Origin of the sequence: Roseitalea porphyridii, assembly GCF_004331955.1 — a bacterium.
Taxonomy (GTDB): Bacteria; Pseudomonadota; Alphaproteobacteria; order Rhizobiales; family Rhizobiaceae; genus Roseitalea; species Roseitalea porphyridii.
In genome coordinates this window covers 707063-722311 of sequence record NZ_CP036532.1, presented here as the reverse complement: position 1 = coordinate 722311, position 15249 = coordinate 707063, and the positions used below count along the sequence as shown (strand labels likewise).

The 15249-nt window shown below is 66.4% G+C and carries 14 protein-coding genes; 9 read left to right on the top strand and 5 right to left on the bottom strand.

What is annotated here, in order from left to right; all coding sequences use genetic code 11:
* Positions 1-82: 82 nt before the first annotated feature.
* Genes E0E05_RS03370 through E0E05_RS03335 form a run of 8 tightly spaced genes read left to right on the top strand, consistent with a single transcriptional unit; the run spans position 83 to position 9478 of the window.
* Positions 83-1939, top strand: a complete 1857-nt coding sequence (locus E0E05_RS03370) for an extracellular solute-binding protein (protein WP_244597904.1) — start codon at positions 83-85, stop codon at positions 1937-1939.
* Complete coding sequence (locus E0E05_RS03365) at positions 1936-3813, top strand: extracellular solute-binding protein (RefSeq protein WP_131615438.1); 1878 nt, start codon at positions 1936-1938, stop codon at positions 3811-3813. Before E0E05_RS03370 ends, E0E05_RS03365 begins: the two co-directional genes overlap by 4 nt.
* A 49-nt stretch (positions 3814-3862) precedes the next feature.
* On the top strand, positions 3863-4975 hold the full coding sequence (locus E0E05_RS03360; RefSeq protein ID WP_131615437.1) for a microcin C ABC transporter permease YejB: 1113 nt from the start codon (positions 3863-3865) through the stop codon (positions 4973-4975).
* Position 4976: 1 nt separating this feature from the next.
* On the top strand, positions 4977-6167 hold the full coding sequence (locus tag E0E05_RS03355; protein ID WP_210215752.1) for an ABC transporter permease: 1191 nt from the start codon (positions 4977-4979) through the stop codon (positions 6165-6167).
* Positions 6168-6216: 49 nt separating this feature from the next.
* Positions 6217-6480, top strand: coding sequence for a type II toxin-antitoxin system VapB family antitoxin (locus E0E05_RS03350; RefSeq protein ID WP_158629261.1), 264 nt, complete (start codon positions 6217-6219; stop codon positions 6478-6480).
* Entirely contained in the window at positions 6477-6872 is a 396-nt protein-coding gene (locus E0E05_RS03345; protein ID WP_131615435.1) for a type II toxin-antitoxin system VapC family toxin, read from the top strand. Before E0E05_RS03350 ends, E0E05_RS03345 begins: the two co-directional genes overlap by 4 nt.
* Positions 6869-8497 (top strand): ABC transporter ATP-binding protein, encoded by a 1629-nt coding sequence (locus tag E0E05_RS03340; RefSeq protein WP_131615434.1) that lies wholly within the window; start codon positions 6869-6871, stop codon positions 8495-8497. Before E0E05_RS03345 ends, E0E05_RS03340 begins: the two co-directional genes overlap by 4 nt.
* A 24-nt stretch (positions 8498-8521) precedes the next feature.
* Positions 8522-9478 (top strand): 2-hydroxyacid dehydrogenase, encoded by a 957-nt coding sequence (locus E0E05_RS03335; RefSeq protein WP_131615433.1) that lies wholly within the window; start codon positions 8522-8524, stop codon positions 9476-9478.
* Here E0E05_RS03335 and E0E05_RS03330 read toward each other — a convergent pair.
* The 3 genes from E0E05_RS03330 to E0E05_RS03320 all read right to left on the bottom strand — a co-directional run bounded on the left by E0E05_RS03330 (position 9472) and on the right by E0E05_RS03320 (position 12175).
* Positions 9472-10359, bottom strand: coding sequence for a C40 family peptidase (locus E0E05_RS03330; protein WP_131615432.1), 888 nt, complete (start codon positions 10357-10359; stop codon positions 9472-9474). The two genes, E0E05_RS03335 and E0E05_RS03330, sit on opposite strands and share 7 nt — an antisense overlap.
* The gene (locus E0E05_RS03325; RefSeq protein WP_131615431.1) at positions 10356-10706 is read right to left on the bottom strand and encodes a MarR family winged helix-turn-helix transcriptional regulator; all 351 of its coding nucleotides are present in this window, start codon (positions 10704-10706) and stop codon (positions 10356-10358) included. Before E0E05_RS03325 ends, E0E05_RS03330 begins: the two co-directional genes overlap by 4 nt.
* Positions 10707-10780: 74 nt before the next feature.
* On the bottom strand, positions 10781-12175 hold the full coding sequence (locus E0E05_RS03320; protein ID WP_131615430.1) for a leucyl aminopeptidase family protein: 1395 nt from the start codon (positions 12173-12175) through the stop codon (positions 10781-10783).
* Positions 12176-12306: 131 nt separating this feature from the next.
* Between E0E05_RS03320 and E0E05_RS03315 the strand changes: the two genes are divergently transcribed.
* On the top strand, positions 12307-13119 hold the full coding sequence (locus tag E0E05_RS03315; RefSeq protein ID WP_131615429.1) for a tetratricopeptide repeat protein: 813 nt from the start codon (positions 12307-12309) through the stop codon (positions 13117-13119).
* Positions 13120-13207: 88 nt separating this feature from the next.
* Here E0E05_RS03315 and E0E05_RS03310 read toward each other — a convergent pair whose 3' ends face one another.
* Together E0E05_RS03310 and E0E05_RS03305 are read right to left on the bottom strand one after the other, a co-directional pair.
* Complete coding sequence (locus E0E05_RS03310) at positions 13208-14215, bottom strand: type II secretion system F family protein (RefSeq protein ID WP_131615428.1); 1008 nt, start codon at positions 14213-14215, stop codon at positions 13208-13210.
* 9 nt (positions 14216-14224) lie between these two features.
* Positions 14225-15244 carry a type II secretion system F family protein gene (locus tag E0E05_RS03305; RefSeq protein ID WP_131615427.1) on the bottom strand — a complete coding sequence of 340 codons (1020 nt, stop codon included), beginning with the start codon at positions 15242-15244 and terminating at the stop codon, positions 14225-14227.
* Positions 15245-15249: the final 5 nt, after the last annotated feature.

The window sequence follows — 15249 nt, the reverse complement described above, 5'->3', positions numbered from 1 at the left end:
CCGGGCCGTTTGCCGTTTAGGGCTTTGAATCGCCGCAAAGGCCCCTACTGTGATGGGATATCCATCAAGTGGAGGTGCTCAATTGCCATCGACGAGGTTCGCCCGATCCTTCTTCGCCATCATGCTCGCAAGCGGCGCCCTGGCGCTGGGGGCGCCCGCCGCGCAGGCCGAGCCTGAATGGAAGCACGCCTCGGCGCTGGTCGGCGAGCCGCAATACCCGCCCGATTTCGCCCATTTCGACTATGTCAATGTCGACGCGCCCAAGGGCGGCACGCTGCGCCTGTCCGAGACCGGCTCGTTCGACACGCTCAACCCGATCCTGCCCAAGGGCGAGGCGGCGACCGGCCTCGGCCTCGTCTATGAGAGCCTGACCACATCGTCGCTCGACGAAATTTCGGCGGACTATGGGCTGCTCGCCGAAGCACTGCGCTATCCGGACGATTATGCTTGGGTCGAGTATCGGCTGCGCGAGGGCGCCCGTTGGCACGATGACGAACCGGTCACGGCCGACGATGTGGTCTGGTCGTTCAACCGGCTCGTCGAGCTCAACCCGACCCAGCGCTTCTACTACCAGCACGTGGTCGAGGCCGAAGCGGTCGACGCGCGTACGGTGCGGTTCACCTTCGACGAACTCAACAACAAGGAACTGCCGCACATCGTCGGCCAGGTGCTGGTGATGCCCGAGCACTGGTGGACCGGCACGGACCCCCAGGGCAATCAGCGCGACATCGCCTCTTCGACGCTGGAGCCGCCGCTCGGCTCGGGGCCCTACCGGATCACCGACGTCAGCCCCGGCTCGACCGTGACCTTCTCGCGGGTCGAGGACTATTGGGGGGCCGAGGTTCCGGTCAATGTCGGCAAGTTCAACTTCGGCGAGATCAGCTACACCTATTTCCGCGACCGCGACGTCGAGTTCCAGGCGTTCAAGGCGGGCGAATTCGACTACTGGAACGAGAACGAGGCCAAGCGCTGGGCGACCGCCTACGATTTCCCGGCGGTGGAGGAAGGCAGGATCAAGCGCGAGGTGCTCGAGAACGAATATCGCACGCGTGGCATCCTCGTCGGCTTCATTCCGAACCTCAGGCGCGAGATGTTCCAGGACCGGCGCGTGCGCCGGGCGCTGAACATGGCGTTCGACTTCGAGACGCTCAACGAGACGATCTTCTTTGACCAGTATGAACGGGTGGACTCGTTCTTCTACGGCACGCCGCTCGCCCATGAGGGCGCGCCCGAGGGTCGCGAGCTGGAGATCCTCGAACAGGTGCGCGATCAGGTGCCGCCCGAAGTGTTCGAGGGCGAATATGTCAACCCGGTCGCCGGCGACCAGCAGGCGCTGCGCGCCAATCTGCGCGAGGCGGTGGGGCTGTTCCGGGAAGCGGGGTACGAATTGCGCGATGGACGGATGGTCAATGCGGAAACCGGCGAGCCGTTCGAGTTCGAACTGCTGCTGAACGGGCCGATCATCGAGCGCGTCGCCCTGCCCTATGCCGAGGATCTGCGCAAGATCGGCGTGACGATGAACGTGCGCTCGGTGGAGCCGTCGCAGTTCGTCACACGGCTGAGGGCGCGCGACTTCGACATGATCTATTCGGGCTGGGCGCAGTCGCTGTCGCCGGGCAACGAGCAGTTCGACTATTTCGGCTCGCGCGCCGCCGACCGCGAGGCCTCGCGCAATTTCGGCGGCATCGCCGATCCGGCCGTCGACGCGCTGATCGAGGAGGTCGTGTTCGCCGAGGACCGGGACCGGCTGATCGACGCCACGCGCGCCCTCGACCGCGTGCTGATGGCCAACCAGTACGTGATCCCGTCCTACACGGCGCGCAACTCGCGCATCGCCTACTGGAACAGGTTCGACCATCCCGATCCGCTGCCGACCTACTCGATCGGCTTCCCGACGATCTGGTGGTACGACGCCGAGAAGGCGGAGGCGATCCGGTGATCATCGACCGCCGCCGGTTCCTCGCCGTCGCCGCCGGCGGCTACGTCGCCTCGGCCGCCTTTCCCAAACTGTCGCTGGCGGCCAACCCGGCCGGCGTGCCGCGGCACGGCCTGTCCGCCTTCGGCGATCTGAAGTATCCCGAGGGCTTTGCCGCCTTCGACTATGCCAACCCCGACGCACCGGTCGGCGGCACGTTCAACTTCCAGCCCTGGTACTGGTACTTCAACCAGAACACCCAGACCTTCAACACGCTCAACGCCTTCGTGCGCCGGGGCGACGCGCCACCGCGCATGGAGCTTTGCTTCGACACGCTGATGGTGAGCGCCCATGACGAGCCGGACGCGATCTACGGCCATGTCGCCGAGACCGTGACCATCTCCGACGATGGCGACCGGTTCACGTTCCGGCTGCGCGACATCGCCCGTTTTCATGACGGAACTCCGATCACCGCCGCCGACGTCAGGTTCAGCTATGACACGCTGAAGGCGGACGGCCATCCGCAGTTGTCACTGCCGCTCGACCCGCTGGTCGAGGTGATCGAGGAGGACGAACGGACCGTGACGCTGGTCTTCGACGGCACCCAGTCGGCCCAGGCGATCCTGTCGGTGGCGGCCAACTATCCGATCTTCTCGGCGGCCTACTATGCCGACCGGACCTTTGACGAATCCACCCTCGACGCGCCGCTCGGCTCGGGCCCCTACCGCGTGGGCGACCTCAACGCCGGCAGCTTCATCGAATTTCAGCGCGTGGAGGACTATTGGGCGCGCGCGATCGGCACCGGCGCCGGCCAGAACCATTTCGGCGCCATCCGCATCGAGTTCTATGCCGAACGGCAGGCCGGGTTCGAGGCTTTCAAGAAGGGCGAGGTGCACTGGCGGCGCGAATTCACGTCAAAGACCTGGGCGACCGAGTACAATTTCCCCGCCATCGAGCAGGACCAGGTCCTGACGGGCGAGTTTCCGGCGGATGTGCGCCCGGGCATGCAGGCCTGGACGCTGAACCAGCGACGCGAACGGTTCGGCGACCGGCGGGTGCGCGATGCGATCGGGCTCTGCTTCGATTTCGAGTGGACCAACGAGAACCTCTTCTACGGGCTCTACGAGCGCAGCCATTCGCTTTTCGCCGGCTCGCAGTACGAGGCCAAAGGCGCGCCCGACGCGGCCGAGACCGCGCTGATCGAACGGCTGGGGGCAGAGCACGACCTGCCCGAGGGCATCATGGAGGAAGCCTGGCTGCAGCCGGCCTCGGACGGTTCGGGCCGTGATCGTGCCCGGCTGCGCGAGGCGACCCGGCTTCTGGGCGAAGCGGGCTGGACCGACGATGGCGCGGGACTGCTGCGCAATGCGGCGGGCGAGACGCTCGATGTCGAGTTCCTGATCCGCTCTTCGGTGTTCGAACGCATCTACGGTCCGTTCGTCGAGGTGATGCGCATGGTCGGCATCAATGCGGGCCTGCGGCTCGTCGATCCGGCGCAGTACCAGGCGCGGACCTCGGAGTTCGATTTCGACATGGCCGGGCTCGCCATCGGCTGGACCCCGACACCGACCGAAAGCAGCATCGAGGGCGTGTTCGGTTCCGCCGCCGCCGATCTGCCCGGGTCTCGCAACTGGCCGGGCGTCGCCGACCCGCTGATCGATGCGCTGATCGCCGAAGTCGGCGCGGCTGAAAGCCGCGCCGGGCACGAGACCGCCATGCGCGTGCTCGACCGGGTGTTGCGTTTGCGCCGGGACTGGATACCCAATTGGCGCTCGGCGAATCAGTTCATCGCCCACTGGGACATGTTCGGCTTCGATCCCAAACCCGATTATTTCTGGCCGGTCGAAGCGCTGTGGTGGTTTGACGAAGACAGGGCAAAGGCGATTGGCAGGGCATGACGCGACGATAACGGGAGCCACGCCGCTCCGGCGCCGGGGGCGCTGAACGATGGGCGCCTATATCGCACGCCGGCTGATCCTGATGATCCCGACCATCTTCGGGATCATGCTGATCTCGTTCGTCGTGGTGCAGTTCGCGCCCGGCGGGCCGGTCGAGCAGGTCATTGCGCAACTCACCGGACAGGGCGGCGACGCCACCGACCGGTTCACCGGCGGCGGCAGCGAACTTGGGACCGGCGACGAGTTCGGCGACAGTCTGGAGGGCGGCGGCGCCAATTCGCGCTATCGCGGCGCGCAGGGTCTCGATCCGGAATTCATCGCAGACCTCGAGCGCCAGTTCGGCTTCGACAAGCCGGCGCATGTGCGCTTCGCCAACATGATCTGGGACTATCTGCGGTTCGATTTCGGCGAGAGCTACTTCCGCGACATCACCGTGATCGACCTGATCCTCGAGAAGATGCCGGTGTCGGTGTCGCTGGGTCTGTGGATCACCTTGATCTCCTACGCGATCTCCATTCCGCTCGGGATCCGCAAGGCGGTGAGCGACGGCTCGCGCTTTGATGTGTGGACGTCGGGCGTGATCATCGTCGCCTATGCGATCCCGGGTTTTTTGTTCGCGATCCTGCTGATCGTCCTGTTCGCCGGAGGCTCGTTCTTCGACTGGTTCCCTTTGCGCGGGCTGGTCTCGGACAACTGGTCGGAACTGTCCTGGCCCGAACGCATCCTCGACTATTTCTGGCATCTGGCGCTGCCGCTGACGGCCATGGTCCTGTCGGCGTTCGCGACGACCACCCTTCTGACCAAGAACTCGTTCCTCGACGAAATCCGCAAGCAATATGTCGTCACCGCCCGCGCCAAGGGCCTGACCGACCGGCAGGTGCTTTACGGCCACGTCTTCCGGAACGCGATGCTGATCATCATCGCCGGCTTTCCGGCGGCGTTCATCTCGGCCTTCTTCACCGGCTCGCTTCTGATCGAGACCATCTTCTCGCTCGACGGGCTCGGCCTTCTGGGCTTCACCTCGGTGGTCAACCGCGATTATCCGGTGGTCTTCGCCACGCTCTACATCTTCTCGCTGATGGGCCTGCTGATCGGCCTGCTCTCGGACCTGATGTACACGTGGATCGATCCGCGCATCGATTTCGAGAGCCGGGAGGTCTGAGATGGACCAGCGCGTCCAGGACCAGCTCCAGCAGACCGGCGCCAAGAGCCCGACCTTCGGCCGCGACGGCGCCTTGCCGCGCCGGCGGCGGCGCTTCGCCCTGTCGCCGCTCAACCAGCGCCGCTGGCAGAACTTCAAGGCGAACCGGCGCGGCTACTGGTCGCTGTGGATTTTTCTGGTGCTGTTCGGCCTGTCGCTCTGCGCCGAGTTCATCGCCAACGACAAGCCGATCCTGGTCTCCTACAAGGGCGAGATCCTGACACCGGTGTTCGTCAACTATCCCGAGGAGAAGTTCGGCGGCTTCCTGGCCCGCACCGACTATACCGACCCGTTCATCCAGGACGAGATCAACGCCAATGGGTGGATGATCTGGCCGCCGGTGCGCTACTCCTACCGGACCGTCAACAAGGAGGTGCCGACCACCGCGCCCTCCAAACCCGCCTTCATGTTCGACAGCCGCGAGGAACTGTGCGCGCGCTATCCGGCCGGTGTCGACGATCCCAACTGCCACTGGGGCAATTTCAACTGGCTGGGCACGGACGACCAGGCCCGCGACGTGCTCGCCCGCGTCATCTACGGGTTCCGCATCTCGGTTCTGTTCGGGCTGATCCTGACGGCCGCTTCGGCGGTGATCGGCGTCACCGCCGGGGCGATCCAGGGCTATTTCGGCGGCTGGACCGATCTGATCTTCCAGCGCGTGATCGAGATCTGGTCGTCGATCCCGGTGCTCTACGTGCTGCTGATCATGGCCGCCGTGCTGCCGCCGGGATTCTGGATCCTGCTGGGGATCATGCTGATCTTCTCCTGGGTCGGCTTCGTCGGCGTGGTGCGGGCCGAGTTCCTGCGCGCGCGCAACTTCGAATATGTCAACGCGGCGCGCGCGCTCGGCGTGCCCAACCGGACCATCATGTTCCGCCATCTTCTGCCCAATGCGATGGTCGCGACGCTGACCTTCCTGCCCTTCATCCTGAACGGGTCGATCACCACGCTCACCTCGCTCGACTTCCTTGGCTTCGGCCTGCCGCCAGGCTCTGCGTCGCTTGGCGAACTGATCCTGCAGGGCAAGAACAATCTGCAGGCGCCGTGGCTCGGTTTCTCCGGCTTCATCGTCATCTCGATCATGCTGTCGCTGCTGATCTTCATCGGCGAGGCGACGCGCGACGCCTTCGATCCACGGAAGACGTTTGGGTAGGGGCTGTCGCGATGCTATATGAGGGTAGAATTCTACCATGGAGGCCGCGATGGGCCTGAACATCAAGAACGAGCGCGTCCACGAACTGGCGAGAGAACTTGCCGCGCTACGCAATGAATCGATGACAAGCGTTATCAAGAAGGCGCTCGAAAACGAGCTGGAACGCGAACGCAATCGAGATGATGAAGCCAGGCTTGCGCGTATCGAGGCAAAGCAAGAATTGATGGCCCACATAAGGGCCATGGACGAATTGCCGGCGGGCGTGAGCAGCGACCACAGCGACTTCTACGACGATGACGGCTTTCCCGCATGATCGTCGATGCTTCAGCCATTCTTGCCTATCTGATGAAGGAAGAGGACGGCTTGATCTACGAAGAGTATCTGCTGAGCGAGGACATCCCGTTGACAATCTCGGCCGTCAACTGGTGGGAGGTGCACGCGAAGGTGATCTGGCAGGATGAGCCTAACTTGACCGAAGGGCTGCGTATCTTCATGACCGCAACAGATTACGTCGTCGCGCCGGTCGATCGCAGCCAGACCAACGCCGCCATCGAAGCCTTCCGTCGCTTCGGCAAGGGCCGCGGCCATCCGGCCAGGCTCAATCTCGGCGACTGCTTCGCCTACGCGCTTGCCAAGACCCGAGACGAGCCTCTGCTCTTCGAGGGGGACGACTTCCAACACACCGATGTCCGGGCCGCGCTGTGACAGAACCGCTGCTTTCCGTGCGCAACCTCTCGGTCGACTTCACCCAGGGCGGTGAGACCACGCATGCCGTGCGCGACATCTCGTTCGACATCGGCGAGCGCGAGACCGTGGCGCTGGTCGGCGAGAGCGGATCGGGCAAGTCCGTGTCGGCGCTGTCCGTGCTCAAACTGCTGCAATATCCGCCCGCCTCCCACCCGTCGGGTGAGATCATCTTCGGCGGCAAGGATTTGCTCGCGGCGCGCGAGACGGATCTGCGCCGGGTGCGCGGCAACCAGATCGCGATGATCTTCCAGGAGCCGATGACCTCGCTGAACCCGCTGCATCCGATCGAAAAGCAGATCGGCGAGGTGCTCAGGCTGCATCAGGGCATGGGCGAGAGCGCGCAGCGGGCGCGCACGCTCGAACTGCTCGACCAGGTCGGTATCCAGGATGCCGAAAAACGGCTCGGCGCCTATCCTCATCAGCTTTCGGGCGGCCAGCGCCAGCGCGTGATGATCGCGATGTCGCTCGCCAACAAGCCAAAGCTCCTTATCGCGGACGAGCCGACGACGGCGCTCGACGTTACCGTGCAGGCGCAGATCCTCGAACTGCTCGACGAGCTCAAGCGGGCGCGCAGCATGTCGATGCTGTTCATCACGCACGATCTCGGGATCGTGCGGCGCATCGCCGACCGCGTCTGCGTGATGACCAAGGGCGAGATTGTCGAGGCCGGGCCGACCGAGGCGATCTTCTCCGATCCCCAGCACGCCTACACGCGCCACCTTCTCGCGGCCGAGCCGAAGGGCCAGCCGCCGGCCGCCAACGACGACGCGCCCGTCGTCATGGAGGGCGAAGGCGTCAAGGTCTGGTTCCCGATCCGGAAGGGTTTCATGCGCCGCACGGTCGACCATGTGAAGGCCGTCGACGGCATCGATATTTGGGTGCGTGCCGGCCAGACGGTCGGCGTCGTCGGCGAGAGCGGCTCGGGCAAGACGACGCTCGGGCTTGCGCTGAGCCGGCTGATCTCCTCGGACGGGCACATAAGGTTCGGCGGCGACGCAATCGACACGCGTTCGTTCCGGGAGATGCGGCCGCTGCGCAAGGATCTGCAGATCGTTTTCCAGGACCCCTACGGCTCGCTCAGCCCGCGCATGTCGGTCGCCGAGATCATCGCCGAGGGGCTGGCGATCCATGAGCCGGACCTGTCGCCGGACGAGCGCGACGAACGCGTCGTCGGCGCGCTCGAGGAGGTCGGCCTCGATTCCTCGACCCGCTTCCGTTACCCACACGAATTCTCCGGCGGCCAGCGCCAGCGCATCGCGATCGCGCGCGCCATGGTGCTCAAGCCGAAATTCATCATGCTGGACGAGCCCACCTCGGCGCTCGACATGAGCGTGCAGGCGCAGGTGGTCGACCTCTTGCGCGACCTGCAGAAGCGGCACGATCTCGCCTACCTGTTCATCAGCCACGATCTGCGGGTCGTGCGGGCGCTGGCCAACCATGTCATCGTCATGCGCGATGGCCGGATTGTGGAACAGGGGTCGGCCCAGGCCATTTTCGAAGCGCCCGAAACCGACTACACAAAGGCCCTCATGGCCGCCGCCTTCGACATCAAGACCAGCAAGCCCGGCGCGGTCAGCCAGTAATCAATCGGTAAGCGAGGACCTACGATGGCCGAACCCGGCGCAATTCTCCTGTCCGTCACGGGCTTCGACCCCGCCGCATGGCTCGAAGAACTCAAGCGCCAGGCGCCTGGCCGCCGGATCGTCACCGAACCGGACGGCGACGGCGATCCGTCGATCCGCTATGCCGTGGTGTGGAAGCAGCGCCCGGGCATCCTGAACCGGCTGCCGAACCTTGCCGCCATCTTCTCGATCGGCGCGGGCGTCGACCACATCTTCAAGGACCCCGAAGTGCCCGACGTGCCGATCGTGCGCGCGGTTGCCGACGATCTGACCGAGCGGATGAGCGAGTACATCGTCTGGCAGGTGCTCGACCATCATCGCAAGGGGCCGCGCTACCGCCGCCAGCAGGCCGACCGGGTCTGGAGCGAGGACCGGATGCAGCCGGCCGCGCGCGATGTCACCGTCGGCATACTGGGCCTTGGCCTTCTGGGCCTCGATGCGGCGCGCAAGCTTCGGCTTCTGGGCTTCAACGTGGCCGGCTGGAGCCGCACCGAGAAGACCGTCGAAGGCGTCGACACCCATGCCGGCGAGGCGGGGCTGGACGGGTTTCTGGCGGTCAGCGACATCGTCGTCTGCCTGCTGCCGCTGACGCCGGCGACCGAGGGCATTCTATCCAAGCCGTTCTTCGCGCGCATGAAGCGGCGCGGCCCGCTCGGCCCGGCCACGCTGATCAATGCCGGTCGCGGCGGCCTGCAGAACGAGGCGGACATTCTGGCCGCGCTCGAGAACGGATGGCTCGGCGCCGCCAGTCTCGATGTGTTCCAGACCGAACCGCTGGCCGAGACGAGCCCCTTGTGGACCCATCCCCGCGTGACGATCACTCCGCACGCGGCCGCGACCTCGGTGCCGGCGGCGCTGATCCCGCCGATGATCGCGCAGATGGAAGCCTACGAGCGCGGCGAACCGCTGACCAACCTCGTCGACAGACAGGCCGGCTACTGAGGCGACCCGCCCTCCGGCCGGCGGCGGGAGGTCGGCTGGCCGTACAGCGTCGCGATCCGGTCGACCGCCTGGGCGAGCGGTTCGCTCGCGACATCCATGGTGTGAGCGTTGGCGTGCAGCAGGGTTTCGCCGTCGCGCATGATGCCGACATGGCCTTTCCAGAAGACCAGATCGCCGCGCCGCAGCGGGGCGTCGGGCGCGAGCGGCCGGCCGAGGCCGGCTTCCTGCATGTCGCTGTCGCGGGGCGCGTCCATGCCCGCCATCATCATCGCCAGTTGGACGATCCCCGAGCAGTCGATCCCGAAGGGTGTCCGGCCGCCCCAAAGATAGGGGGTGCCGCGCATCGTCTCGGCGATCGAGACGTAGTCGGTCGCCGGCGCATCCGCCCCTCCAACCGACGCAGCCAGCACGAACGGACCGCCGGTTCCGGTGGCGAAGAACCGGCGCCCGGCATGCTCGACCGTTTCGGCACTCCGGAACCGGGCGCCCATCGGCAGGCTGCCGACAACGGGACGCTTGATGTCCGGCCCCGAGAACAGGGACGCCCACGGCGCGACGACCCGCAATGGCGGGTCGTCCCCTTCCCCGTCGTCAGGCGTCAGGACGTTTTCCGGCAGGTAGCCCACATAACCGTCGAAGGCCGCCTGAACCCAGGCCCATCCGCCGGATCGGTCGAAGACGCGGACCGCCTCGCCCATCAGAAGCTGCGTGTCGACCCCGCCATCGTCCGAGGGCGTCCGCCGCAGATCGCAGAAGGGGACGGCGATCCGGTGCGGCCGGCCTTCGGCGAAGGCGGCGGCCTTAACCCGGCCCTTCAGCCGCGCGTCGGCGAGATCGTCCCGCCAGGCGTGCAGCCGCCGGTCGAGCGGTTCGGCGCTCACGTCGGCAGCTCCCGCGCCCGGGCGATGATCACATCGGCCAACCGCTCCAGATAGAGCGCGCCCTCGACGGTCCGCGCGATGACCACGTTGCGCCGGTCGCGCGGGTCGCGGTGGCGCGTGACCAGCTTCATCGTGCCCATCGTGTCGAGCGCGCGGGTGATCACCGGCTTGGTCACGCCCAGATGCGCCGCCAAGCCGCGAACGGTGTGCGGCGGCGGGTCGAGATAGATGGTCAGCAGGATCGCGGCCTGACGCATCGTCAGATCCGGCGCGCTGTCGCGAACCTCGGAAAGCGACACCTTGTGCCACAGCGACAGCGCCTGGCTCGGCCTGAGATTGACGGTCATGAGTCGGCGATCCGCGCGGGAACGTTTCGGAACCGTATCAATATGGCCCGGTGCGGCTTCGCGCGCAAGCCGGCTCAGGAACCGCCATAGCGCTCCTCGAGCACCGCGTAGATCGCCCGGATCGCCTGCGCCTCGCCACCCACCGGCGCGTGCGGCTTCGGCTTGGGGTTCCATGCGAACAGGTCGAAATGCGCCCAGCGCCGATCGGCCGAGACGAATTTCTGCAGGAACAGCGCCGCCGTGACCGACCCGGCAAAGCCGTCGGTCGTCACGTTGGCGCAGTCGGCGACGGTGGAGGCGAGATTGCGCGCATAGGGCTGCCACAGCGGCATGCGCCAGACCGGATCGCGCACCGCCTCCGACGCCGCCGCGAGGGCCGTCGCCAGCTTGTTGTCCTCGGTGAAGAACGGCACCACGTCCGGTCCGAGCGCGACGCGCGCGGCGCCCGTAAGGGTCGCCATGTCGACGATCAGGTCGGGATCGTCCTCGTCGGCAAGGGTCAGTGCGTCGGCCAAGACGAGACGCCCTTCGGCGTCGGTGTGGCCGATCTCGACGGTGATCCCCTTGCGCGTGGGATAGACGTCGCCGGGCCGGAAGGCATTGCCCGCGATGGCGTTCTCGACCGCCGGGATCAGAACGCGCAGCCGGATGTCGAGCCCCAGCTCCATGATCAGGCTGGCGAGACCGATCACGTTCGCCGCGCCGCCCATGTCTTTTTTCATGTTGCGCATCGAACCCGACGGCTTGATGCCCAGCCCGCCGGAATCGAACGACACGCCCTTGCCGACCAGCGTGACCTTCGGCGCGTCCTTGCGTCCCCACGACATGTCGAGCAGGCGCGGCGGGATCGCCGCGGCGCGGCCGACCGCATGGATCATCGGCAACTTCTTGGCGATCAGGGCATCGCCGGCGATCGCCCGGACCGCCGCCTTGTGCTGCCCGGCGAGCGTGCGCAGGGCAGTCTCGATGGCGTCGGGACCCATGTCGTTGGCCGGCGTGTTGACGAGGTCGCGGGTCAGCGCGACCGCGCCGGCCATCGCGGCGAGCCGTTCGCGATCGAGCGAGGCGTCGGGAACCAGCCGCACCGGCTTTTCCGGCCGCGCACGGTAGCGGTCGAACCGATAGGCGCCCATGCAGAAGCCGAGCGTTGCCAGTTCGATGTCGGTCGCCTCGGGATTGGCGACGAACCAGTCGCCTTCCGGCAGCCGGCCGGCCAGGGCGCCGGCCGCCAGCGGATCGCCCGGCGTTCCGAGCGCGATCGCCGCCGATGCCGGCCCGGATGCGTCCGCGCCGGGCACGAGCGCGACGGCGCCCGGCTCGCGCTCGAAGCCGATCGCCTCGAGCCATCGGGTGACCTCCGCGGGCACGCCGGCGCCGTCCGCCGCGTCGCCTTCCGGGCCGACGATCCAGACGGGCCGCGCCTTCCCGCGCGCCTCTTCGGGCGCCAGCACTTGAATTGTCTCCGCCATCTCGTCCTCGGTTCGGGCTGGTTAACCAACCGTTAGGGTTAACAGATTATCCATGGTTAACAGAGGTTAACGTCGGGTTACGCGGGGTATTTTCGCGATCCGCGCGGGCGCCCCATTCATGGAGTGTCGCTATGGTCATCCTGTCCCACCCCCTTCGGCAGCGCCGGCCCGCCGCGATGGCGGCGGCGCTGGTCGCAACCGCGCTCCTGGCCGGCTGCGCCAACAACAGCCTGACCACGGGGTCGGTCAACCCCTCCTCGTCAAAGCCGATCGCGCAGATGTCGGGCGGCGAACTGCAGGGGGCGCTCGCAAGCTACCGGCAGCGCTATGAACGCAATCCCGACGACAAGGCGGTGGCCATCCGCTACGCCTCGATCCTGCGGATGAACGGCAACAACGATCAGGCCCTTGCGGTGATGCGCAAGGCGGCCATCACCCATTCGCGCGACAAGCAGGTGCTCGCCGCCTACGGCAAGGCGCTGGCCGGCGCCGGACAGTTCCCCGCCGCCCTCGATGCGATCCAGCGCGCCCAGGATCCGACCCAGCCGGACTGGGAACTGCTGTCGGCGGAGGGCGCGATCTACGACCAGACGGGCCGCCCCGAGGAGGCGCGCCTGCGCTACGAGAAGGCGCTCCAGTTGGCGCCGAACGAGCCGTCGATCCTGTCCAACCTGGCGATGAGCCACATGCTGCAGGGCGACCTTTCGACCGCCGAGAGCTATCTGCGCCAGGCCGTGCAGCAGCCCGGCGCGGACAGCCGCGTGCGTCAGAACCTGGCTCTGGTCGTCGGCCTTCAGGGCCGCTTCGAGGAAGCAGAAGACATCGCCCGGCGCGAACTGTCGCCGCAGCAGGCCGAAACCAACATCGCCTATCTGCGACAGATGCTGGCCCAGCAGGCCGCCTGGAACCTGATCAAGGAAGAGGATCGGCGCGCGACCAACTGACCGCGCCGATCCTGCACCGTTCCACACGATGAAAGGCCCGGTGCCAAGGCCGGGCCTTTTCTCGTTGGGATGATGGCCGGCGGCGGTGTCAGCCGCCGAAGATGCCGCCCTGTTGCGAGATCTGGATGCCGGCGGGGCCCAGGATCACGCCGAACAGGACAGGCAGGAAGAACACGATCATCGGCACGGTGAGCTTGGGCGGCAGCGCGGCGGCCTTCTTTTCGGCCTCGGTCATGCGCTGCTCGCGGCTTTCGTTGGCGAGCACGCGCAGCGCGGCGCCCACGGGCGTGCCGTAGCGCTCGGCCTGGATCAGCGCCTGAGAAACCGCCTGCACCGAATCGAGCCCGGTGCGCGCGGCGAGGTTCTCGTAGGCCTGGCGCCGTTCGCTGAGATAGGACAGTTCGGCGCCGACCAGCACGAGCTCCTCGGCGAGCGGGATCGACTGCGTGCCGATCTCCACCGAAACGCGCCGGAACGCCGCTTCCACCGACATGCCCGATTCCACGCAGATCAGCATCAGGTCGAGCGCGTCCGGCCAGGCCCTGCGGATGGAATCGCCGCGCTTGCTGGCCAGGTTGCGGATGTAGAGGTTGGGCGCATAAAAGCCCGCATAGGCGGCGCCGATGCACATGAACCAGCGCATCATGGTCGAGTGGTCGGTGAAGTTGCCGAGCCCGAAGACGTAGAACACGGCGACCAGGAAGAAGCCGAACGGCAGCGCGAACCGGGCGAACAGGAACAGGTTCAGCGGCTGCTGGCCGCGGAAGCCGGCCATGCGCAGTTTCTTGACCGTGTCGTCGTCCGCAAGCGCCTTGCGCAGGTCGAGCCGGTCGACGATGCCCTTGATGCCGGAATATCTGCTCTCGTCGACACGCAGCGACGCGCGTCCGCTCTGTTTCTCGCTGGCGATGCGGGCGCGCTCGCGGGCCCTGATCTCGTCGCGTTCGGTGGCGACGAGCCGCATCCGGTTCTTGAGCTGGCTGCCGCCCAGCACCGAGGTGAGCAGCGTCAGGAACGTGGCGAAGACGGCAACGGACACCAGGGCGGCGAAGATGAATTCGGGCGAGGTGGCCGTCTGAACGATCGTTTCAATCATCGGTCCACCTCACACATCGAAATTGATCATCTGGCGCATCACGAAGATGCCGATCGACATCCAGACCAGCGACACGCCAATGATGAACAGGCCGGTGTCGGTGGTGAACAGCAGCATGATGTATTCGGGACTGGTCAGGTAGACCAGCAACGTGACGATCGGCGGCAAGGCGCCGATGATCGCCGCGGACGCCTTGGCCTCCATCGACATGGCGGCGACCTTGTTCTTCATCTGCTTGCGGGCGCGCAGCACCTTGGACAGGTTGCCCAGCGCCTCCGAGAGGTTGCCGCCGGCCTGCTGCTGGATCTGGATGACGATGGCGAAGAAGTTCGCCTCCGGTATCGGCATGTGATTGTACATGCGCAGGCAGGCCTCCGGCGTCGGCACGCCCAGCTGCTGGGCCTCGACGATGCGGCGGAACTCGGTCCGCACCGGCTCCTTGGCCTCGTTGGCGATCAGGCGGATGCCGTCATTGAGCGGCAGACCGGACTTGATGGCGCGCACGATCACGTCGATCGCGTTCGGGAACTCGTCGAGAAACTGCTTCATGCGGCGCTTGCGCAGGAACGACACCACCCAGCGCGGCACGCCGAAGGCGCCGGCGAAGAACAGGGCCGGCACCGCCAGCATGCCGATGCCGGCGATGAAGCCGAGCAGTGCGAACACCACGCCCGAGCCAGCCGACAGCATGTAGAAGGTGCGCATGTCCAGGGTGAGCCCCGCCTGCTTGATCTGCATCTTCAGCGGCGGCTTGGTGATGTGCTTTTCGCGGTCCTTGTTGCGCTGCTCGAGGTCCTCAAGCGATTCACTGACCTGCTTGCGCCGTTTCTGGCTGTCGCTGAGCCGCTCGGCGGCCGCGCTGCGCTTGCCGGCGTCGGTGCTGGCGCTCTTGACCGCGGCGAGCCGCTTGCCGGCCTTTTCCTCCTGTTCGAGGCGGTTGAAGAACAGCGCATAGAGCACACCGCCCACGCCGAGCGCAGCGAGGGCGAAGATGGCGATGACGATGACCGGAATGCCCAGGAACGTCATGGCCG